Annotated in this window: 18 protein-coding genes and 1 pseudogene; 7 read left to right on the forward strand and 12 right to left on the reverse strand. The window is 71.4% G+C overall.

Annotated features, from left to right (window positions below):
* Together ACYVK7_RS16065 and ACYVK7_RS16070 are read left to right on the forward strand one after the other, a co-directional pair.
* Positions 1 to 854: pseudogene (locus ACYVK7_RS16065) on the forward strand (hypothetical protein); the annotation flags it as partial.
* 199 nt (positions 855 to 1,053) lie between these two features.
* Positions 1,054 to 2,682, forward strand: coding sequence for a zf-HC2 domain-containing protein (locus ACYVK7_RS16070; RefSeq protein WP_460888729.1), 1,629 nt, complete (start codon positions 1,054 to 1,056; stop codon positions 2,680 to 2,682).
* On the opposite strand, the gene rlmC is transcribed toward ACYVK7_RS16070, so the two are convergent.
* From rlmC to ACYVK7_RS16100, 6 genes are read right to left on the reverse strand one after another with little or no spacing between them, the layout of a single operon-like run.
* Positions 2,649 to 3,821 carry a 23S rRNA (uracil(747)-C(5))-methyltransferase RlmC gene (gene rlmC / locus ACYVK7_RS16075; RefSeq protein WP_460888730.1) on the reverse strand — a complete coding sequence of 391 codons (1,173 nt, stop codon included), beginning with the start codon at positions 3,819 to 3,821 and terminating at the stop codon, positions 2,649 to 2,651. The genes ACYVK7_RS16070 and rlmC overlap by 34 nt on opposite strands.
* 34 nt (positions 3,822 to 3,855) lie before the next feature.
* Entirely contained in the window at positions 3,856 to 5,130 is a 1,275-nt protein-coding gene (locus ACYVK7_RS16080) for a M15 family metallopeptidase (protein WP_460888731.1), read from the reverse strand.
* 33 nt (positions 5,131 to 5,163) lie between these two features.
* Complete coding sequence (locus ACYVK7_RS16085; protein WP_460888732.1) at positions 5,164 to 5,787, reverse strand: DinB family protein; 624 nt, start codon at positions 5,785 to 5,787, stop codon at positions 5,164 to 5,166.
* Between the two features lie 29 nt (positions 5,788 to 5,816).
* On the reverse strand, positions 5,817 to 6,551 hold the full coding sequence (locus ACYVK7_RS16090; protein WP_460888733.1) for a DUF2306 domain-containing protein: 735 nt from the start codon (positions 6,549 to 6,551) through the stop codon (positions 5,817 to 5,819).
* Positions 6,552 to 6,595: 44 nt separating this feature from the next.
* Positions 6,596 to 7,363 (reverse strand): ABC transporter permease, encoded by a 768-nt coding sequence (locus ACYVK7_RS16095; RefSeq protein ID WP_460888734.1) that lies wholly within the window; start codon positions 7,361 to 7,363, stop codon positions 6,596 to 6,598.
* Entirely contained in the window at positions 7,360 to 8,325 is a 966-nt protein-coding gene (locus ACYVK7_RS16100) for an ATP-binding cassette domain-containing protein (RefSeq protein WP_460888735.1), read from the reverse strand. The genes ACYVK7_RS16095 and ACYVK7_RS16100 overlap by 4 nt, the downstream gene beginning before the upstream one ends.
* Before the next feature lie 133 nt (positions 8,326 to 8,458).
* On the opposite strand from ACYVK7_RS16100, the gene ACYVK7_RS16105 reads away from it, so the two are divergent.
* Both ACYVK7_RS16105 and ACYVK7_RS16110 read left to right on the forward strand, forming a co-directional pair.
* Positions 8,459 to 9,343 (forward strand): TetR/AcrR family transcriptional regulator, encoded by an 885-nt coding sequence (locus tag ACYVK7_RS16105; protein WP_460888736.1) that lies wholly within the window; start codon positions 8,459 to 8,461, stop codon positions 9,341 to 9,343.
* Between the two features lie 154 nt (positions 9,344 to 9,497).
* Complete coding sequence (locus ACYVK7_RS16110) at positions 9,498 to 10,106, forward strand: DNA-3-methyladenine glycosylase I (protein ID WP_460888817.1); 609 nt, start codon at positions 9,498 to 9,500, stop codon at positions 10,104 to 10,106.
* Positions 10,107 to 10,135: 29 nt separating this feature from the next.
* Here the strand turns inward: ACYVK7_RS16110 and ACYVK7_RS16115 are convergent, their stop codons facing one another.
* Both ACYVK7_RS16115 and ACYVK7_RS16120 read right to left on the reverse strand, forming a co-directional pair.
* Entirely contained in the window at positions 10,136 to 11,008 is an 873-nt protein-coding gene (locus ACYVK7_RS16115; protein ID WP_460888737.1) for an LLM class F420-dependent oxidoreductase, read from the reverse strand.
* A 62-nt stretch (positions 11,009 to 11,070) separates the two neighbouring features.
* Positions 11,071 to 11,688: a TetR family transcriptional regulator gene (locus tag ACYVK7_RS16120; protein WP_460888738.1), complete on the reverse strand. Its 618-nt coding sequence runs from the start codon at positions 11,686 to 11,688 to the stop codon at positions 11,071 to 11,073.
* Positions 11,689 to 11,880: 192 nt separating this feature from the next.
* Here ACYVK7_RS16120 and ACYVK7_RS16125 point away from each other — a divergent pair, with 192 nt between their 5' ends.
* Positions 11,881 to 13,131, forward strand: a complete 1,251-nt coding sequence (locus tag ACYVK7_RS16125) for an NYN domain-containing protein (protein ID WP_460888739.1) — start codon at positions 11,881 to 11,883, stop codon at positions 13,129 to 13,131.
* Positions 13,132 to 13,138: 7 nt separating this feature from the next.
* Here the strand turns inward: ACYVK7_RS16125 and ACYVK7_RS16130 are convergent, their stop codons facing one another.
* From ACYVK7_RS16130 to ACYVK7_RS16145, 4 genes are read right to left on the reverse strand one after another with little or no spacing between them, the layout of a single operon-like run.
* Positions 13,139 to 14,224, reverse strand: a complete 1,086-nt coding sequence (locus ACYVK7_RS16130; RefSeq protein ID WP_460888740.1) for an App1 family protein — start codon at positions 14,222 to 14,224, stop codon at positions 13,139 to 13,141.
* A gap of 15 nt (positions 14,225 to 14,239) precedes the next feature.
* Entirely contained in the window at positions 14,240 to 15,151 is a 912-nt protein-coding gene (locus ACYVK7_RS16135; protein ID WP_460888741.1) for a carbohydrate ABC transporter permease, read from the reverse strand.
* Position 15,152: 1 nt separating this feature from the next.
* Positions 15,153 to 16,118: a carbohydrate ABC transporter permease gene (locus tag ACYVK7_RS16140; RefSeq protein ID WP_460888742.1), complete on the reverse strand. Its 966-nt coding sequence runs from the start codon at positions 16,116 to 16,118 to the stop codon at positions 15,153 to 15,155.
* Between the two features lie 14 nt (positions 16,119 to 16,132).
* Positions 16,133 to 17,491, reverse strand: a complete 1,359-nt coding sequence (locus ACYVK7_RS16145; RefSeq protein ID WP_460888743.1) for an extracellular solute-binding protein — start codon at positions 17,489 to 17,491, stop codon at positions 16,133 to 16,135.
* A gap of 126 nt (positions 17,492 to 17,617) precedes the next feature.
* On the opposite strand from ACYVK7_RS16145, the gene ACYVK7_RS16150 reads away from it, so the two are divergent.
* Positions 17,618 to 18,676, forward strand: a complete 1,059-nt coding sequence (locus tag ACYVK7_RS16150; protein ID WP_460888744.1) for a LacI family DNA-binding transcriptional regulator — start codon at positions 17,618 to 17,620, stop codon at positions 18,674 to 18,676.
* A gap of 128 nt (positions 18,677 to 18,804) precedes the next feature.
* Positions 18,805 to 20,697 carry a glycoside hydrolase family 2 protein gene (locus tag ACYVK7_RS16155; protein WP_460888745.1) on the forward strand — a complete coding sequence of 631 codons (1,893 nt, stop codon included), beginning with the start codon at positions 18,805 to 18,807 and terminating at the stop codon, positions 20,695 to 20,697.
* Positions 20,698 to 20,746: the final 49 nt, after the last annotated feature.

The following is a 20,746-nucleotide window of genomic DNA, read 5'->3' on the forward strand; positions in this document are numbered from 1 at the left end:
TCGGCCAGCACCTCGTCACCGGCGGCCTGCTCACCAGCACCGCCGGCACCGCAGCCCTCGGCGCAGCCACCGGCACCACCACGAGCACACCACGCTCGTTCGGCCCCAAGGAGACCGCCGTCGCCGCCGGCGTCCTGGCCGCCCTCGCGATCGGCGGCGGCGCCTGGGCCCTCATCGCCCAGCAGAACGACCAACCACCCACCCAAGCCATCCATGACACCGGAGCCGCTGCCGAAGGCGGCGCCGGCGGGGACGGCGGCAGCGGGGGAGGCGGCGGAGCGGGTGCCGGTGACGGTTCTGGCGCCGGCGACGGTGCCGACGCTGACGAGGGCGACGGTGACCGCGGCACGTCGAACCCGCCCGGCGAGCCCGCACAGGAGCAGCCACCGTCCATCCCGCCGGCCGACCCCCAGCCGCGCCCGGCGACCACGCCCAAGGAGGACGCGACCCCGGTGACGAACCCGGTGGTTCCGTCCGAGCCGGACGGTCGCGATCCAGCGCCGGCGCCCGATCAGGGGGATGCCCCGCCGGTGGCCGGTCCGGGCTCCGGCACCGACCCGGACCCGGACGGCGGCGCCGACCAGCCGGACCCCGCTCCCCCGACGAAACCCACGCCGGAGGAACCGGCCGACCCCGAGCCGAGCCCGCCTGACCCACCGGACGCGCCGGACGTTCCCTCGAGCCCGGTCAGCGCGGCCGTGGACGACCTGCTCGACAGCCTGGGTCTCGCCGACCTTCCGGGTATCGATCTCGCGACCACCACGCTGGACGAGGTCTGGGCCCTGCTCTTCGGCACGGCCACGGACAGCGCCGGACAGGCAGCTGACGACGTTCAGCCCGTGGCCAAGGACTGATGACCGTGCGGGCTCCTGACCTGGCCCGCGACTCCTCGTCACTGTGCGGACGCACAGCCCTTCTGGGCTGCAGCCCAAGATCGGCGCGTGATCACGCCAACACCTTCCATGCGCCTGCATTCTTTGCGAGCATGCACCCCCGAGGTTTCGTGCAACGTGAGATCACGCGGCGCCCCGTCGCGTGCAGTAGGGGGGAAGCGTGACCGTCACCGGCGCAGACCTCAGCCAGTGGGCAGCACACCGACGCGCTGTCGTTCTCACGGTCTCCCGACGGGTCCCGGGCGTGGATCCCGAGCTGGCCACGAGCCGCGGGCTCGAGCTGCTGTGCCTCGAGCTCCTGAACCACGGCGACGTGTCCGACCCCGTCGCGTTCTGGAACGCCGCGGCCGTGGACGTCGCCCTGGCGATGGCACACGAGGAGAGCCTCCCGGATGATCGGGGCACACCGGGCGAGGCCATCACGGCGCCGATCCCCCGAGCACTGGACTTCGAGGTGCTGACCGCGGCAATGGAGCGGCTGTCGGCCGGTGACCAGCAGCTTCTCTGGGACCACCACGTGGGCTCCCGGCCGGTGGCCGCGATCGCCGACGAGATCGGAGTGCTGCCCTACGCCGCCAAGCGCCGCCTGCGCCGCGCCGAGAACCGTCTCGCGAGCAGCTTCGCCGAGACCCACACGAACACGGCCGACGACGTCGAGTGCGAGTCCGCCCGCGCTTCGATGCACGACTTCGTGCGAAATCGTCTTCTACCCCGCCGTCGCCAGCGGGTGGAGGACCACATGGTGGGCTGCGCCGGCTGCACCAGGGCCTTCGTCGACGTCCGGGAGTCCTACTGGATGCTGCGAGCTGCCGCTCCCGTCCTGCTGCTCGGTGCCGCGACCGCCGCAAAGGCGGGTACGGCGGTCGCCGGCGTCGCAGTGACGGGAGCTGGCCTCGGCGGCGGGATCGCGACGCTGGGCACTCGCGTCGCGCTGACCGTCCGGAGCGCGCTGACCGACCCGGTCAGCCTCACGGCGACCGTGGCCGGAGGGCTGTTCCTCACGACCGCCGTCACCACCGGCGTGGCGGGTGACGCGGGAGCAGCGCCGACGTTCATCGAGAACGGAATCGTCTCCGTCTCCACACCGGAGCACAGGGAAGCCCTGCCCCCCGGCGACGGTGGCTCCTCCCAGGAAGAGGACCACGCGAACCGTCCGGAGTCGACGCGATTCGTCCCAGCCGGGCCGGCGCGCGCCAACGGCGTGCCACCGGGTCTGGCCAAGCAGGACGGCCTGCCGCCCGGCCTCGCCGAGCAGGACGGTCTGCCCGCGGGCCTGAAGCAGGACGGCCTGCCCCCGGGCCTGACCAAGCAGGACGGGATACCGGCAATCCCGGACGGGACCGGAAACGCGGTGAACCCGGACGAGCACGGCGTGTCCTCCTCGCCTGGCCAGACGCCGACGGACCGCACGCCGCCGGGCCTGGCGAAGAAGGACGGAGCACCTCCCGGCCTCGGGACGAAGGACTGGACGCCGCCGGGCCTGGCGAAGAAGGACTGGACGCCGCCGGGCCTGGCGAAGAAGGAGGAGACTCCGCCGGGTCAGGCGAAGAGGGACGAGACGTCGCCCGGCGGCTCAGGCGCGGCGACGCGCCCGGATCCGCCGGGCCAGGCCGATTTCCGCGCGGCTCCCGGCCGAGGCAGGTCCGGCCAGGACGGGGCAGCCCACCCCGGCAACGGCCGGTCGAAGGGCGAACCGAGGGATGCCTCCCCGGGAACGGCGCACGCGCCGGGCAGCGAGCGACCGGTACCGCCTGATCACGCCCGTTCCAGGAGCACGAGCACCTCGTAGTGCGAGGTCTGCGGGAACATGTCGAGCAGGCGCGCGGCCACCGGGCGCAGCGACGGCATCGCGGCGAGGTCCTTGGCGAGCGTCGTCGCGTTGCAGCTCGAGTACAGCACGTGCTCGATCCCTGAGGCGTCGAGCCACCGCGCAAGGTCCGGACCGATGCCCCGCCTGGGCGGGTTCACGATCACCATCTCGGGCAGCGAGGCGGTGTCCGGTCCTACGGCGAAGGCCGTCGCGTCACCCGCTGCGAACGTGACGTCGCGGAATCGTCCGGTCGCGTCGTCGGCGCGGAGCTTCTCCACCGTGCCCGACGCCGCTGTGATCGCCTCCGCGCTGATCTCGATGCCGGTGACGGTGCGGCCCGGTGCCGCGCAGTGCAGCGCGAAGCCGCCCACACCGCAGTACAGGTCCCAGAGGTCGCTCGGCCCCACCTCGTCCACCCACGCGCGCGCCTGCCGATAGAGCTCTGTCGCGACAGCCGTGTTGGTCTGGAAGAAGCTCTGCGGCCGCAGGTCGAGCGTGATGTCGTCGATCCGCATCGGCAGGGTGGCGCGCTCGGTGAGCGGGATCTCGAGGTCACCCTCCAGGACTGCCGCGTGCGCGGGCTGGATGTTCGCCGACGCGACGGCCAGGGCGGGGAGCTCGGCCCGCAGCCAGCCGAGGTGCTTGCGGATCCGCGCTATCGACTCCTGGGAGCGCAGCACGAACCGGACCATGAGCTCGCCGTCGGGCGACAGGGTGACCAGGAGGTACTTGAGCTCACCGCGCTGCTGAGCGCGCTTGCCCCGGCCGGAGACCTCGTACGGCTCCAGGTTCGCCCGCGTCACGAAGGACGCGAGCGGCGCGAACGACGCCTGGAGCGTGTCCGGGTAGAGACCGCAGTCGGTGAGGTCGACGCCGCGTCCGGTCCCGTCCAGGATGCCCAGCACCGGCTCGGCGACGGTGCCGCTGACCACCATCTTGGCCTTGTTGCGGAAGCCCGACTCCGCGCTGCTGACCGCCGGGAGCCAGGTCAGCCCGGCAGAGACCGGTTCGAGGAGCGCGGCGACGTGCCGCTCCTTGTCGAGCACCTGGGTGGGGTAGTCGATCTCCAGGAGGGTGCAGGAGTGGCAGCGGCCGGCGTCGTAGTGGGGGCACTGCACACCACCATTATCCAGGGCGCACGGTCAGCTGCCGTCATTCCTCGTACTCGAAGTGCCACGGCTCCTCACGGCCCCCGCCTGCTCGCGCCCACTCGGGGTGGTGCCAGCCGGCCCGGGGTCCGTTCGCGGCGAGCCACTCGAACTCCGGCTGGCCGAAGCGGAAACCGTCGTCCGTCGGTACGTCGATCGCCAGTGCCCAGCCATGGTTCGAGGTGCCGGGTGCCGCCACCTGCCCCGCGCCGAACTCGTCGAGCGCCTGGAGCTGCCAGTCGTAGGGGCGGTACCCGTACTCCACGCGCAACGGCTTGCCGAACTCGGCCTCGAACTCCTTGCCGAGCTTCTTCCATGCCTCGGTCGCGTCGCACCGCAGGTACTGGTCCTGCCCCTCGGGCCCGACCCCGACCTTGCACAGGGAGTCCAGGTCGAGCCGGCCGTTGGAACCGTCGGCCACGGTCGCCCGGGCGTCCCACGCCGCCGCCTCGATCGCGGCCCGAGCCGCCTCGCGCCGCTCGCCCAGCTCCCGCACGGAGCTCAGCGTGGTCGGGTCCACCCCGGCGGCGAGCGCCGCCTGGCCTTCTGCCCGATGGGTCGCGAGGGTGTCGCGGACGGCGGCGGGCGCTCCCGTGTCAGCGGTCCAGCTCAGCGTGTACCCGGAGTCGCGCACGGAGATCTCGAGCTGGGCCGTGACCGCCGTGAGGGTCTTCTTCGCCGTCTCGAGCGCCGCGGCGGTCTTCCTCTCCTTCTCGGCGGCCGCGCGGGCCTCGGCCCGCGCGTCCTTGCGGTCCTGCTGCCACTCGCGGTTCGACGCCCTGACGTCCTCGGTCGCCGCTGTGAGCGCGGTCGAGGTGGTGCGCAGGGTGCCCGCCCACTCGGTGGTCCTCGTCCGCAGGGTGTCGAGGTCCTCGCGGGTGGCATCGGCGGCGCCGGGCTCGGGGACGGCTGGTGGCTGCGTGGTGCCGAGCTCCTTGGCCGCGGCGACGTGTCCGGCCAGGTCGGCGCGCACGGCGTCGTCGGCCACCTTGCCCTGGGTCTCCTGGAGGACCTGCTCCGCTTCCGCGACCTGCTGAGCCAGGTCCTCCTGGAGGGTGCGTCCGTCGTCCACGGCGTGCACGACGTCGGCGCGGGCACCCGCAAGCTGTTCCAGCTCGCGCTCGTTGCCGGCGTGGACGAGCGCGAACACGATGGTGCCGACCAGCGCGACCGCGGCGGCGACCAGGAAGACGACCAGGGGCCGCCCGGACCCGCCTTCCGACGTGGCGGCGGGTTCGGGCGGCCCTGCGGGTGCGGGTGGCTCCACGTTGAGGGGCATGGCCCGAAGTGTGGCGAATCCAGGGCCCGGGCGCTAGTTCTCCGCCCGCTCCGCGAGGTTCTTGAGCTTGTCGATGTAGACGGCGGCCTCGCCGGCCTGCCAGTCCGGGATGTTCGTGTTCTGAGGCAGGAGGCCGACGGACCGGTCGGTCAGCTCACGCAGGATGTCGGCGTGCCCGGCGTGCCGGGCGAGGTCGTTGCCCACGTGCGTGATGATGCGGAACAGGGTGACCTCACGGTTGCCCCACCAGGGCACGTGCCCGACGGTGTGCAGCGGAAGGGTGTCGATGGTCTCGTCGCAGAACACCCGGGCACGCCGGTAGAGGTCGGTGACCGAGGCGATCGACTCGTCCGCCGTCGCGTACCAGTCCGCCTGCGGGTCCTCCTCCAGCGCCTGGTCCGACGTGATCTCCTCCGGCGTGGGCCACTCACGACCGAAGCAGGGCCCGAAGTAGCCGATCTCGGTGTTGACGCAGTGCTTCACCAGGCCCAGCAGGTTGTTGCCGGAGGGCACGAGTGGCCAGCGCGCCTGCTTCTCCGTGAGGCCCTCGAGCTTCCACAGGAGGGCCTCACGGGTCTCGTTCAGGTACTGCTTCAGGATCTTCTTCTGCTCGAGCTCGTCCGTGTACTCGGTCGAGCTGCCAGTCGTCTGCGCCATGGGGACAGTGTGTCCCGTGCCACTGACATCTACGGAGCCGGGTGCGCCCGGGCGCGCCGCTTCGGCCTGCGGTGGAGCCACCACTCCGCGAACAGCAGGTTGACCACCCAGGACACCCAGGCGGACGCGGCCGCGGCCGACATCGCCTCGGGCGAGGATGCCAGGTCCCCGTCGAACGACGGGACGAAGGCGATGACCAGCACCACACCCCAGAAGCGGTTCGCCACGATCGAGAAGGCGAGCGCGGCGCTCCGGACCATCCACGCGCGATGGTCGGCGAAGCGGCGCTGCCGTACCGCCCGGTACCCGAGCAGCGTGAACGTCAGGAGCAGCACCGCGAGGAGCGAGTTCGCGATCCGCTGGCTCGGTCCTTCGCTCGGGAACTGTGCGGTGACCAGGGCTCCGACCCCGGTGGGGATCGCCGCGACCACGTAGACCCGTCCGCTCCAGCGGTGGACGCGCGGGTGGTTGGCCCGTAGCCACGGCCACAGCTGGAGCACTCCCGCGGCGAGCAGCACCGAACCGGTGAAGATGTGGGTGACCAGTGCCGGGTAGTAGGCGGGCCCGCGGTCACCGATCTCCCCGGCGGGCAGAAGCGCCTGGGACGGGTCGAGGCCCACGTAGCGGGGCAGCGTCGTCGCCAGGAAGATCGCCGTGACCACGGCGAGCGGCGCGATCCAGGGGCGGCGCCACCAGCGGGCCGGCTCCCGTCGCGGTGCGGGTGTGTCGTTCGGCGCGGCGCCGGTCGTCGTGTCGGTTGCCATGTCTGCCTGCTTTCAGGTCGTGAGCTCGAGGGCGGCGTTCCGGGTCATCGCCGGGCACGGAAAGCCAGGCCCGCCGCGACCGCGAAGAGCAGCCCGAGGCCGAGGCACCAGACGACGGCGAGCACGGCGGTACCGACCGGGTCGGCGACGCCCGCGGCGTCACCGCCCAGCAGACCGCGCACCGTCTCGATCACCGGCGTCACGGGCTGGTGCTCCGCGAACCCGCGCAGCCAGCTCGGCAGCGTGTCGACGGGCACGAAAGCACTCGACACGTAGGGCAGGAACATCACGAAGAAGGAGAAGCCGGCGGCCGCCTCCGGCGACCGGACCAGCACCCCCACCAGGGCCGCGAGCCAGGTGATCCAGCCGACGAAGAGCAGGATCATGCCGACGGCGGCGAGCCACTCCAGGGCGGAGGCCTCGGGGCGGAACCCCATCAGGATCGAGACCCCGAACACGATGGCGGTGGTCACCAGGTTCTTCACGAGGCTCGCGGCCACGTGCCCCGAGAGCACGGTCCAGGCGGTGACGGGCATCGACCGTAGCCGTTCGACCATGCCGCTCGACATGTCGTGCTCGACGGCGGCGGCCGTGCTGGCGGCGCCGAACCCCGCGGTGAGCAGGATGACGCCAGGCGTCACGTAGTTGATGTATCCGGTTCCGGTGTCCATGGCCCCGCCGAACACGAGCACGAACATCAGCAGGATGATCACGGGCAGCACCACGGCCGTGATCATGGCGTCCAGGTCGCGCGAGACGAGGCGCAAACCACGCACCGTCATGGTCGAGACGTCTCCGAGCAGATACGTCATGCCGCCACCTCCGCCGGTCGCGCCGCACGCTCCTGGCCGACGTGGCCGGTCAGCGTGAGGAAGACGTCGTCGAGGGTGGGTGCGCGCACCTCCCAGTGGTCGGGCGTCACACCTGTCGCCTCGACCACGGACAGCACCGACCGCACGTGGGCGACCGATCCGTCGGTGGGTACCCGCACCCGCGCGCCGTCGACGGTGGCCGCGAGCGCCGGGGCGACCTGGCCGGCGTCGGACGCGGAGGCGAAGGTGAGCTCGACGCCCGCTTCGCCCACCTCTCGCTTGAGCTGTGCGGGCGTCCCCTCGGCGACCACGCGGCCGCCGTCGACGAGCGCCACCCGCTGGGCGAGCCGGTCCGCCTCCTCCAGGTACTGGGTGGTGAGGAAGACGCTGGTGCCTTCGTCGACCACGCCGCGGACCACGTCCCAGAGCGCCTGCCGCGATCTCGGGTCGAGGCCGGTCGTCGGTTCGTCGAGGAACATGACGCGTGGCCTGGTGAGCAGGCCGGCGGCGAGGTCGAGCCGTCGGCGCATGCCGCCCGAGTAGGTGTCGACCCTGCGGCCGGCGGCGTCCGCCAGGTCGAACGCGGTGAGCAGCTCGGTGACGCGGTCTCGCACCACCCGGCGTGGGAGGTGCGCGAGGTGGCCCATCATCGTGAGGTTCTCCGCGCCCGTCTGCTTGCCGTCGACGGCTACCTGCTGGCCCGTGAGGCTGATGATCTCGCGGACCCTGCGCGCGTCTCGCACCACGTCGTACCCGGCCACGGTGGCCCGGCCCGCGTCGGGCCGCAGGAGCGTGGACAGGATGCGGACGGTGGTGGTCTTGCCCGCGCCGTTGGGGCCGAGCAGTGCGAGGACCGAGCCCTCCTCGAGCGTCAGGTCCAGCCCGTCCAGCACGGGCGGGCTCGTCGAGCCTCGCCTGCCGAAGGACTTGTGCACGCCTTCGGCCGTGACGATCGCTGCCATGGTCTCCCTCTTCTCCTCTGCTGATGATGCATACTGTTTATGTCGTACGCGTTTCAGTGTGGACCGTAAACAGTATTCGGTCAAGAGAGTTCCGAGTCGGAGCCCGCGGCGGATCAGGGCAGGATGGGAGCCGATGAGCACCGACAGCACGCCCGAGCCGGCCGAGGGGCCGCACACCGACGAGTGGCCGCAGGACGCGGACCCGCGGGCCGAGCTTCCCGCTGCCGTCCAGCGCCTGTGGGGAGAGGCCGCGCCGCGCCGCCGCGGACCCAAGCCGGCGCTGTCCGTCGCGCAGATCGTCCAGGCCGCGCTGGACGTGGCCGACGCCGAGGGTCTGGCCGCCGTCTCGATGGCGCGCGTCGCGAAAGCCGTCGGCTACACCCCGATGGCCCTGTACCGGCACGTCTCCAGCAAGGACGAGCTGCTGGTCCTGATGTCGGACGCCGTGGCGTGCGACCTGCCCGACCTGTCGGCCGACGTCGGCTGGCGCGCCGGGCTCAAGGCCTGGACGCGCGCGCAGATCGACATGGGGCTCGACCGGCCGTGGATGCTCGACCTGCCGCTGTCGGCCGTGCTGCCCGGGCCCAACCGGTTGCGCTGGATGGACCAGGCGTTCGGCGTCCTGCGGCACGTCGATCTTCCTGCCGACGAGAAGCTCGCGATCATCGGCCTGCTCGCCCAGCACGTCCTGGGGGAGTCCCGGGTACACATCGAGTCCCACCGCGCGGCGCTCCAGCGGGTGCGCCGTGCCGGTGGGATGCCCGACGACACGCCGGAGTCCGAGCTCGACCCCGCGGCGGTCGCGGCGGCCGACCCCTACTCCGACTTCGAGGCGGTGCTCGCCCGGTACGCCGACCCCACGCGGTACGCCCATCTGTTCGCGGCGTTCGCGGAGTGGACGGGTCCCGCGGAGGCCTCGCCGGTGGCGGACGACATCACGTTCGGGATCGACGTCGTCCTGGACGGGATAGAGGCCTACCTGCGGCAACGTGGCGCGATCCCCGACGACGAGTCATGAGCCCCCCGGATCGGCCGCACAACGGTCCTGGCGCGACCACAGGCAGCGGATTTCGGACGTTGTACACAGGGCGGCGGCCGCATCGCGTGGAGTGTCGGTGGTGTGCGTCAGAGTAGTGGGCGTGACCAGTGATCCCAGAACAGACGGCAAGACCGTGACGGCGGCGGCAGCAAGCCCTGCCCTGCGTTGCTTCGGTGACGGAGACCCCCTCTACGCGGCCTATCACGACGACGAGTGGGGCGTGCCCGTGCACGGCGAGCCCGCCCTGCTGGAACGCATCGCGCTGGAGGGGTTCCAGTCCGGGCTCTCGTGGATAACGGTGCTGCGCAAGCGCCCGGCGTTCCGTGAGGTCTTCGAAGGGTTCGAGCCGGAGAAGGTGGCCGCGTTCGGGCCTGACGACGTCGAGCGCCTGCTCGCCGACGCCCGCATCATCCGTAACCGCATGAAGATCGAGGCCACCATCGACAACGCGCGGGCCGTGGTCGCGCTGCACGACTCCGGCCGCACGCTCGACGAGCTGTTCTGGTCCTTCGCCCCTGATCCGGCCGCGCGAGAGCGCCCGGCCAGCTTCGCCGACGTGCCCGGCTGGACCCCCGAGTCGAAGGCCATGAGCAAGGCGATGAAGAAGCACGGGTTCCGGTTCATCGGCCCGACCACCGCCTACGCGGCGATGCAGGCCTGCGGCCTCGTGGACGACCACGTGGCCACGTGCCCGGTGGCGCTCGGCCGCGCCCCGGTCGCCACGCCGGGGGCGGCTACCTGAGCGTCACGGGCGTCGCGGCTGCCCGGGCGTCACAGCTCCGCGCACGGCTCCACGACCGGCAGAACCGCGTCGCGCACCCACTCGGCCAGCGACGTGGCCGGCGGCCGCAGCATCACGGTGTCGACACCGTGCTCCGCGAACCCGCGCATCTCCTCGACGAAGGCGGCGGTGTCGCCGGGACCGATCGGCGCACCCCGGTGCAGCATCGTGACGCGGATGTCGGCAGGGTCACGCCCCACGTCGTCGCAGTGCCGCCGCAGCACCTCGAGCAGGTGGCGCAGCCTGTCGGGTGTCTCCGCGAACAGGTTGCACGCGTCCGCGTACTGCGCCACGAGCCGCAGGGTGCGCCGCTCCCCCGACCCGCCGATCATGATCTCCGGGCCCGACAGCGGTGGCGGTGAGCAGATCGTCTCGGCGAGCTGGTAATGCTTGCCCTCGAACGGGCCGTCGTTGTCCGGGTCGTACATCTGACGTGCGATCCGGACCGTCTCCTCCAGCATCTCGAAGCGGTCCTTGAGCGGCGGGAACGGCACTCCGAGCGCGGCGTGCTCCTTGTCGTACCACGCTGCCCCGATGCCGTAGGTGGCCCGCCCGCCCGAGACCACGTCGAGCGAGGCCACGATCTTGGCCAGCAGCCCCGGGTACCGGTACGTGACGCCGGTGACCAGGGCGCCGAGCCGCACGTTCTCGGTCACACCGGCCAGGTAGCCGAGCGTCGTGTACGCCTCCAGCATCGGGTCGGACGCCGGAAAACCCTGGTGCTCCATCTGGAAGAAGTGGTCCATCACGGAGACCCACGCGACGCCGCCGTCGTCCGCGTACCGGGCGGCGTCCGCCAGCTCCGTCCGCATCCGGGCGGGTTCCATCGAGTCGAAACGCATGAAGTGGGTGCCGATTCGCATGTCACGATCCTCCCCCGCCCTCGCGCGGCGTCAAGTGCGGGAGGCGCCACGTGCGCACGGCGTCAGGCGCGCGGGGCGACGAGCTCTTCCGTGAGGCCCAGCACCCGTGCCACGAGCCAGGTGATGGAGTCGGCGGTCTCGCGCGGCGTCGCCGTCGGCTGCATGACGTGGCTCAGCGCCGACCGCACCACGATGTCGATGACCGCGGTGACCCGCTCCGGCTCCAGGTCGATCTCGTACTGGTCCACCCGGTCCTGGACCACGACCAGCAGGGTCCCCAGCAGCGGTTCCGAATGGGTGGTGAGCAGGGGCAGCAACTCGGTGTCCGCGCCGTGCGTGGCCGAGACCACGGCACGCAGCAGCGCGTTCCCCTGGGCGAGGACGAGGGTGTTCTCCACCGCCTCGTGGATCGCGGACAGCAGGTCGTCGGGGTGGTTGTCGAACCCTTCGACGATCTCGAAGATGAACTTGGCCGACTCCGTCAGCACCATCGCCTCGGCGAGGTCGTCTCGGCTGCCCACGGCGTTGTAGACAGTCTGTCTGCTCACACCCGCGTCGGTCGCCAGGCGCCCCATGGTCACCTTCGACCAGCCGTCGGCGCACGTGAGGCGGACCGCAGCCGCGATGATCCGGCTCCGGCTGGAGATCGGGTCGTCGTGCCCAGCTACCACCTCTGCCATGCCTCGATCGTAGGCAACAGGCGGCATCCCGGCCGGAGTCGCACGCCCGACACGACGGATTTCACCCCCTCCGGCCACCGGCGAGCGCCTCAGGCCGGCCTCGTCCGCGCCGCCGGAGGGGGTGGTGCACCACGCCAGGAGCCAACGGCCGCCACGAAACCTCCGGCGTCGAAACCCCATAGGGTGGCGAACATGGACCTCGAAGAGCGCCTTGCTGTCTTCATCGACTACGAGAACCTGGCGCTGGGCGCCCGGGAGCACCTGGGCGGGATGCAGTTCGACTTCGGCCCGATCGCCGACGCCCTCGCCGTGCGTGGCCGGGTGGTCGCGCGCCGGGCCTACGCGGACTGGTCGTACTTCGACGAGGACCGTCGCATGCTGACCCGGCACCAGGTCGAGCTGATCGAGATGACGCAGCGGATGGGCGCCTCCCGCAAGAACGCCGCGGACATCAAGATGGTGGTCGACGCCATCGAGATGGCGTTCGAGCGCGACTACATCTCCACGTTCGTCATGTGCACGGGCGACAGCGACTTCTCGCCGCTCGTCCACAAGCTGCGCGAGCTCAACAAGCGGGTCATCGGGGTGGGCGTCGAGAAGTCGACGTCACGCCTGCTGCCCGCGGCGTGCGACGAGTTCCTCTTCTACGACCGCCTCGAGGGCGTCGAGGTGCCCGACGAGGACCAGGGCGCCCCCGCCCCCAAGCGCGGTACCCGCTCGCGCAAGCCGGCGACGACGACGGAGCGCGCCACCGCGCAGAAGGCCCCCACACCGTCACGCCGCGCCAAGGCCGCCGAGGCGGTCGCGGAGGCCGTCGCCGAGCCGTCCGTACCCGCCACGACCGACGTCGCCGAGCCCGAGGCCAAGCCCGCCACCCGCCGCCGGCGCAAGGCGGAGCCCGCCGCCCCGGCGCCGGTCGAGGCCGTGCCAGAGGTCGAGGTGAGCGAGCAGGACGAGGAGGCCCCGGCGTCGAGCGACGCGCCGATGGAGGTGCGCGTGGCCCAGACCCTCGCCGACCTGCAGTCCTCCACGAGCGGCCCGGTGACCGCGTCGGCCCTCAAGCGCACGCTGCTGCGCAAGGACCCGACCTTCAGCGAGTCGGACTACGGGTTCCGTACGTTCGGCGAGTTCCTGCGCTTCCTCGCGGACCGTGGGTTCGTGGAGCTCGCGACAGGGCCGTCGGCAGGTGACCCCGAGGTGTCCCTGCCGGAACAGGGCGACACCGACGCCGCCTTCGTGCTGCTGCGGGCCGTCGTGCAGGAGTCCGGCGGCTCGGCCGCGCTGTCCGGTCTGAAGAACGCCGTGCGCAAGAAGCGCCCGGACTTCTCGGAGAAGGCGCTCGGCTTCCGCGGGTTCCTGCAGTTCGCGAAGGCGGCGGAGGCCGCAGGCACGGTCGCCCTGGCCTGGGACGACGACGCCGACGACTACCTGATCACCGCCTGATCACCACCTAGGACCCCGGTGACTCCGGGCCGAGCACACCGCGCACGGTGGCGAGATGCCGGGTGAGCTCGAACCCGTCGCGGCCCGTGACGGTCGGTACCTGCGGGATGGCGGAGTCGTCCACCCCGGAGCCGGCGTCGGGCGCGTTCCCGGCGAGTACCTGCTGTCCGCCGGTGAGCCGCCGGATCGCCACGGTCCGCACGCGGTCCGGACGGCGCCGGACGGCCTTCGCGTAGATCTCGGCGTCGTGCTGGCCGTTGTCGCCGAAGAGTACCCAGCGCACGTGCGGGAACCACGACATCAGCAGCTCGAGGCTCGCCTCCTTGTGCGCGGGACCGCGACGGAACCATCCGGTGAGGGTAGGTCCCCAGTCGGTGAGGAGCAGCGGGCCTGCCGGGTACGCGTGGCGCGAGAGGAACGCGCGCAGGGTGCCGGCGGTGTTCCAGGCTCCGGTCGACAGGTAGAAGAAGCAGGCGTCCGGGTGCGCCTGCTGCAACGCCCGGTACAGCTCGGGCATACCGGGCACCGCACGGCGGCTGCTGGAGTGCCGCACGAACGTGTTCCATGCCGCGAGCAGCGGGCGCGGCACCGCCGTCACCATGGTCGTGTCGTCGATGTCGCTGACCACACCGAAGCGCGTGTGCGGGCCCACGATCAGCAGCGACGCGTCCGTCGGGCAGGGCTCCGTCCCGTCGAGGTGGGTCAGGACCGCGGACTGCCGGCCGGCGGGCAGCGGGACCTCGGTAGGCACCTCGACGTCGATGTAGCCGGCACGGTCGCTCGTCGCGACGGTCGTGTGCCCGCCCACCTGGACCCGTACCCGGTGGTCCGGCGCCGGCACGGTCAGAAAATGGCGGAACCCGCGCCGGCCGGCGCGGAGCGCGTCACGGTCGGGCACGACCGGCCCCGGCCGTGCGAGGAGCACGCGCGCGAGCACCCGCACCCGGTCCGGTGTGCCGTAACCGGTATAGGTCTCGATGCGGGGCCGCCAGCCCGCACGGGAGAGCGCCCACCCCGCCGCGGCGTAGAAGCGGTCTTCCACCACCGCGGCGAGGTGCGGGCGCTGTGAGGGGTGCGGGGTCGGAGTAGCCACACCCGATTGTGGCTGCTACTGACCGCCCATGCCGGTCGTCGCCACGCCCTGCACGATGCGACGCTGGAAGAACATGAACAGGATGAGCAGCGGCAGGGCCGCGATCATCGCGGAGGCCATGTTCTGGGCGTACTGCACGCCGTAGGCGTCCTTCACCGTCGACAGGCCGACGGGCAGCGTCATGAACTGCGGGTCGGTGGTCACGATGAACGGCCACAGGAAGTTGTTCCACGCGCCGATGAACACGAAGATCGCCACGGCCACGAGGATCGACCTCGACAGGGGCACCACGATGGTCCAGAACAGGCGCCACGGCCCGGCGCCGTCGATCCGGGCGGCGTCGAGCAGCTCCTGCGGGATCGCGTCGAAGAACCGCTTGAGGATGAAGACCATCACGGGTGCCACGATCTGCGGCAGCACGATGCCCGCGAACGTGTCCACGAGTCCCAGGACCTGCATCTCCCGGAACAACGGCACGATGAGGATCTGCGTGGGCATCATGATCGCCGCGAGAGTGAGCCACTGCATCAGCGCCCGGCCCTTGAACAGCGTCTGCGAGAAGGCGTAGGCGGCCATCGCGGAGATCAGCACGGTGAGCGCCGTGACCAGCACCGCGACCACCAGGCTGTTCCACATCCACAGCAGCAGGTCGCTGTTGCCGAGCACGGACCGGTAGGCGTCGACCGTCCAGCCCATGGTGGGCCACAGCGAGGCCGGGAGAGCGGCCTCGGCCTCGTGCTTGAAGCTCGTGACGGCGCCCCAGACGAGGGGCACCACCCAGATCCCGGCGAGCACGACGAGCGCCACGAGCGCACCGACCCGTGCCCAGGGCGACGGCCCGATGGTCAGGTTGGTGAGGGTCCGGTTCTCGGCCCGCTCCTGCGCGGCCTTGTTCCGGCGGATGTCGGTGAGGTCGGCGACAGCCATCTCAGGCCTCCTTCCGGGCCGGCATGAGCCGCACCAGCGTGAACACGAGGATCAGGGCGAAGAACACGTAGGAGATCGCCGAGGCGTAGCCGAGCCGGTAGTTCGTGAACCCTGTGTCGTAGATGTACTCGAGGATGGGCCGCGTGCTGCCGTTCGGCCCGCCCGCCGTGAGCATGTAGATCTGGTCGAACACCTTGAGCGAGGCGAGGAGCTGCAACACCACGATGACGCCGGTGATGGTGCCCAGCTGGGGCAGCGTGATGGAGAACAGCTTGCGCCAGCCGCCGGCGCCGTCGATCGTCGCCGCCTCGTACTGCTGGGCGGGGATGCCCTGCAGCGCCGCGAGGTAGAGCAGGAAGTTGAAGCCGACGGTCCACCACACGGTGACCCCCGCGATGGAGAACATCGCGACGTTCTCGTCGGTGAGCCAGCCGAGCGGCTCCAGGCCCAGGCCCTTCATCCAGGTGTCGAGCAGGCCGATGTCGGGCTGGAACATCCAGTTGCTCAGATGCCAGACCACGGCGCTGGTCAGCAGGTAGGGCGCGAAGAACGACATGCGCCACACCCACTGCCCGGGCAGGCCGGTGTGGACGAGCAGCGCCATGACCAGGGCGACCAGCACCAGGGGAACGGTGCTGAGGATCGTGAACCACACGGTGTTCCAGAGCGTCTGCCAGACCTGCGGGTCGCCGAACGCCTCGGCGTAGTTGGCGAATCCGATGAACTCGCTGCCGGTACCGGTGAGGCTCTGGTTGGTGAAGCTCATCCACAGGCCGTACAGCGTGGGTATCACCAGGAAGACTCCGGTGGCCACGGCGAACGGCGCCACGAACAGGTAGCCGGACCGGTCCCGCGAGCGCAGGGACTTCTCCGTGGTGCGGGTGGTCGCGCCGCCGCTGGTGGTGGCCCGCCGGCCGGGCAGGGCCCGCCCCGGGGGCGCGGTGACGCCGGTGTTCGAGACAGTCATCGTCGTCCTCTCGATCAGGCGGGGTTGGGCAGAGCGAGGAAGCGGTCCATCTCGCTCAGCATTCGGGTCACGGCGGTACGGGGCGGTGCGGTGCCGGCGAGCGTGTCGGTCATCGCGTCGGCCATGCGGGTCTGGAAGTCGCTGCCGCCACCCGTGAACCAGGCGTCGGGGTCGAAGACGGCGACCTCGGCCGCCGGCGCGTAGTCGCGCTGCGGGGTGAGCTCCTGGTACGCCGGCTGCTCGACGATGGGCTGGTAGGCCGGGATGTGCCCGGCCGATGCCCAGGTCAGGCCCTCCTTGAGGAGGCCGGCGAGGACCCGGTACGTCGCCTCGCGAGCGGCGGGATCCGCCTGGGCCTGCCGGGGAAGCACGAACGCGTGCGAGTCGGCATAGTTCGCCGGGGTGTCGAAGATTGCGGGGAACGGTGTGGCCCCCACGTCGGGCAGGGCGTCGCGGAACATCGGCAGGTCCCACTCACCGGCGAACATCATGCCGGTGCGCTTCGCCATGAACCGCGCGGACGCGGCGTTGCCGTCCTGGTTCTTCGCGGCGACCGTGCCGTCGAGCATGGCCTGCAGGAACTCGAAGACCTCGGCGGCTGCCTCTTCGTCGAGCGCCGCCGGGCGGCCGGGCGTGAGCTCGTAGCCGCCGCCGTTCTGGGAGTAGAGGCCCCAGAACATGCGCCAGCAGCCGGCGGGGTCGCGCTGGTAGCCCCAGCCGACGCCGGACTCACCCGTCACCTCGGCCAGCGCGCGGCCCGCCGCGAGGAAGTTGTCGGCCCCCGCCACGGCGTCGACGTCGAGCTTGCCGTCCGCGGTCGCCAGCCCGGCGTCCTTCACGATCGTCGGGTTGTTGAACGCGATGTACGGGTGGGTGTCCAGCGGCAGGGCGTAGAGCTGGCCGTCGAACTGGGCCTTCTCCCACACGGCTGGGGCGAAGTGTTCCTCGCCCACCCCCAGCGCGGCGAGCGCGTCGAGGTCGAACGGTTCGAGGAGCCCGCCGGGCGCGTACCCGGCGAGCCGGGACATGTGCATGACGGCGGCCTCGGGCGGTCGGCCTCCCGACGACGCCATCGCCAGCTTCGTGTAGTACGGCGGCCCCCAGGCGAGGGTCGTCGACTCGACGGTGATGTCCGGGTTGGCCGACGCGACCACGCCGACCATCTCCTGCATGAGCGCACCGTCGCCGCCCGAGAAGAGGTCCCAGATCATGACCGACGTGCGGCCGGCGCCTGCCGCGTCCGCTGTGGCACAGCCGGCGAGCGTCCCGCCGAGCGCGACCCCGCCGGCTCCTACCAGCGCAGCACGGAGGAGGTCGCGGCGGCTCAGGCCACCGGAACTCTCCGCTCGGCTGCGGGTCCTCGACGCGATCACGGGGCTGCCTTGCCCCGGGACGCCACGTCCTCGTAGCACGGTCATCATCGACCTCCAATGGTGCAACGTTGCGCTCCAACGTTGGATCACGATGGACTAGGGCGGGCGTCCCGTCAAGGGGCAACGGTGCGGAAGGAAGTGACGGGGTTGTCGGAACAGCCGGGCCGGCGGGTCGGTATCAAGGAGGTCGCTGCCGCGGCCGGGGTCTCGTGGAAGACCGTCTCCAACGTTGTCAACGAGACAGGGCGTGTCGGCGACGCGACCAGGGCACGGGTCGAGGCGGTGATCGCCGAGCTGGGCTACCGGCCCAACCTCGCCGGACGACAGCTGCGGCGCGGGCGCACCAACACGCTCGCCCTCGCGGTTCCGTGGGTGCACGCGCCGTACTTCTCGGTGCTCGCACACCAGATGATCGACGTCGGCAACTCGCGCGGCTACCGGGTGCTCATCGAGGAGACGCGGTCCACGCGCGAGACCGAGCTCGAGGTCGCGCGGGGCTTCGACGTCCAGTCGATCGACGGGATCATCTTCTCGCCGTTGGAGCTCTTCCCGGCCGAGATCGACGAGGTGCGCGGCAGCGTGCCCCTGGTCCTGCTCGGTGAGCGTGCCGACCAGGACCCGGCGCGCGAACGCCGCACCGACCACGTGAGCATCGACAACGTCCGCGCGGCGGCGCAGGTCACGGAACACCTGCTGGCGTCCGGGCGGCACAGGCTCGCGTTCCTCGGCGACGAGCCGCGGGGCGTCGCACGCACGGGCGCCCCGCGCGTCCAGGGGTTCCGCGAGGCGCACGCGGCGGCCGGGATCGACGTCGACGAGCGCTGGGTGCTCGGCGCGGCGGAGTTCTCGCGCAGCTCCGGTGCGGCGTCGGTCGAGGCGGTGCTGCCGCGCATCGGCCAGATCGACGGGCTCGTGTGCGCCAACGACGAGCTCGCGCTGGGTGCGTTGTACGCGTTGCGCCGCAACGGGGTGCGCGTCCCCGAGGACCTGGCTGTGACGGGTTGGGACAACACGGAGGACGGTCGTTTCTCGAACCCGTCGCTCACCACTGTCGCGCCCGACCTACGGGCGATCGCGGAGACGGCGGTGGACCGGGTCCTCGCCCAGCTCGAGGACTCGTCCATCGAGCCGGTCGACGCCGTCATGCCCCACCGACTGCTGGTCCGGGAGAGCACACAGGCCTGAGCCCGGGGCGCCGTACGGAGCCTCGCCGCGCGAGACGCCCGGGCGTCTCGCGGTGATACAACGTTGCATTCCGATCGGAAGACGTGTTGAATCACGGCGCACATGTCGTAGACGCAATGGAGCAGCTGATGACCTTCCTCGACCGCTTCTCGCCGGCCGGCGCGCCGACGGCCACAGCCGTGCCGCGCCCCGAGTACCCCCGCCCGCAGATGGCCAGGGACCACTGGCTCAACCTGAACGGCACCTGGCAGTTCGAGATCGACTCGGGCGACTCAGGGCTCGAGCGCGGGCTGGTCGACCGACCGCTCCAGAGCGAGATCGTCGTCCCGTTCGCACCCGAGTCACAGCTCTCCGGTATCGAGAACACCGACTTCCTCGAGGCCGTCTGGTACCGCCGCGAGATCACCGTCCCCGCGGAGTGGTCCGCCGTCGGCGACGACCCGCACGTCCTGCTGCACTTCGGCGCCGTCGACCACGACGCCACGGTGTGGGTGGACGGCACGGAGGTCGTACGGCACCGCGGCGGGTTCACCCCCTTCACGGCCGACCTGCACGGGATCGCGAGCCCCGGTGACACGGTCACCGTCGTCGTGCGGGCCAGGGACACGCGGCACGGACCGCAGGCCCGCGGCAAGCAGAGCAACCGCTACGAGAACTTCGAGTGCAACTACACCCGCACCACGGGCATCTGGCAGACCGTGTGGCTGGAGCCGGTGCCCGCCGCGCACCTGCGCCGGCCGCGGATCACGCCGGACCTGGCGAGCTCGGCCTTCGACGTCGTGGTCCCGCTGTCGGCGAACCGCCGCGGCCACACGGTGACGGTCACCCTGACCGACGCGGAGGGTGAGGTGGCGGCCGCCACCGCGCGCGCGGACCTGGACCTGGCGCCGGCGCTGCGCGTCGTCGTGCCCGCGGACCGTCTGCGTACCTGGGGCCCAGGGGACCCGCACCTCTACGGTGTGGACGTCGAGCTGCGGGACGCCGACGGCGCCGTCGTCGACTCCGTGCGCTCCTACGCGGGCCTGCGCTCCGTGTCCATCGACGGACAGGTGGTGCGCATCAACGGCGAGGCCGTGTTCCAGCGTCTCGTCCTGGACCAGGGATACTGGCCGGAGTCGCTCATGACCGCGCCGACGGACGCCGCGCTCGCGCGCGACGTCGAGCTCGGCCTGGCGGCCGGTTTCAACGGCGCCCGCCTGCACCAGAAGGTCTTCGAGGAGCGCTACCTGTTCCACGCCGACCGGCTCGGCTACCTCGTCTGGGGCGAGTTCGGCGACTGGGGCGTCAGCGGCTACGGCACACCGGCGGACGGCCAGCGGCAGACCACGTCGTTCGTCGCCGAGTGGATGGAGGCGCTGCAGCGCGACCACTCGCACCCGTCGATCATCGGGTGGTGCCCGCTCAACGAGACGCACCAGGACCTGCACGACCGCATCACGCAGCTCGACGACGTGACCCGGGCCATGTGGCTCGCCACCAAGGTGGCCGACCCGTCCCGGCCCGTCCTGGACGCCAGCGGCTACTCGCACCGCGTCCTCGAGACCGACATCTGGGACTCGCACCTGTACGAGCAGGAGCCGACGGAGTTCGCGAAGCAGGTGGGTGGCCTCGCCGAGGGGCGCCCGTACGAGAACACGCGCGACAACGGCACGAAGATGTCGGTGCCGTACCGTGGCCAGCCGTACTTCGTCAGCGAGTACGGCGGTATCTGGTGGAACCCGGAGGCGGCAGCCACCGCGTCCGGCAGCTCCCCCGACTCCTGGGGATACGGCCAGCGGGTCGTGGACGAGGAGGAGTTCCACGCCCGGTTCCGCGGCCTCACCGACGCGCTGCTCGGCGACCCCCGCATGTTCGGTTACTGCTACACGCAGCTCACCGACGTGTTCCAGGAGGAGAACGGCGTCTACCGCTTCGACCGCAGCGAGAAGCTCGACGTCGCACGCGTCCGGGAGGTCCAGGTCCAGGTCGCAGCCATCGAGGCGGCCCACGGCGACGAGAGTGCCGGCGACCAGGTCGCCTGACCGGCGGACGAGGTTGTAGGTCTCTTTAGTCTTTTTCACCACATATCAC

This window comes from Promicromonospora xylanilytica, from assembly GCF_054782895.1.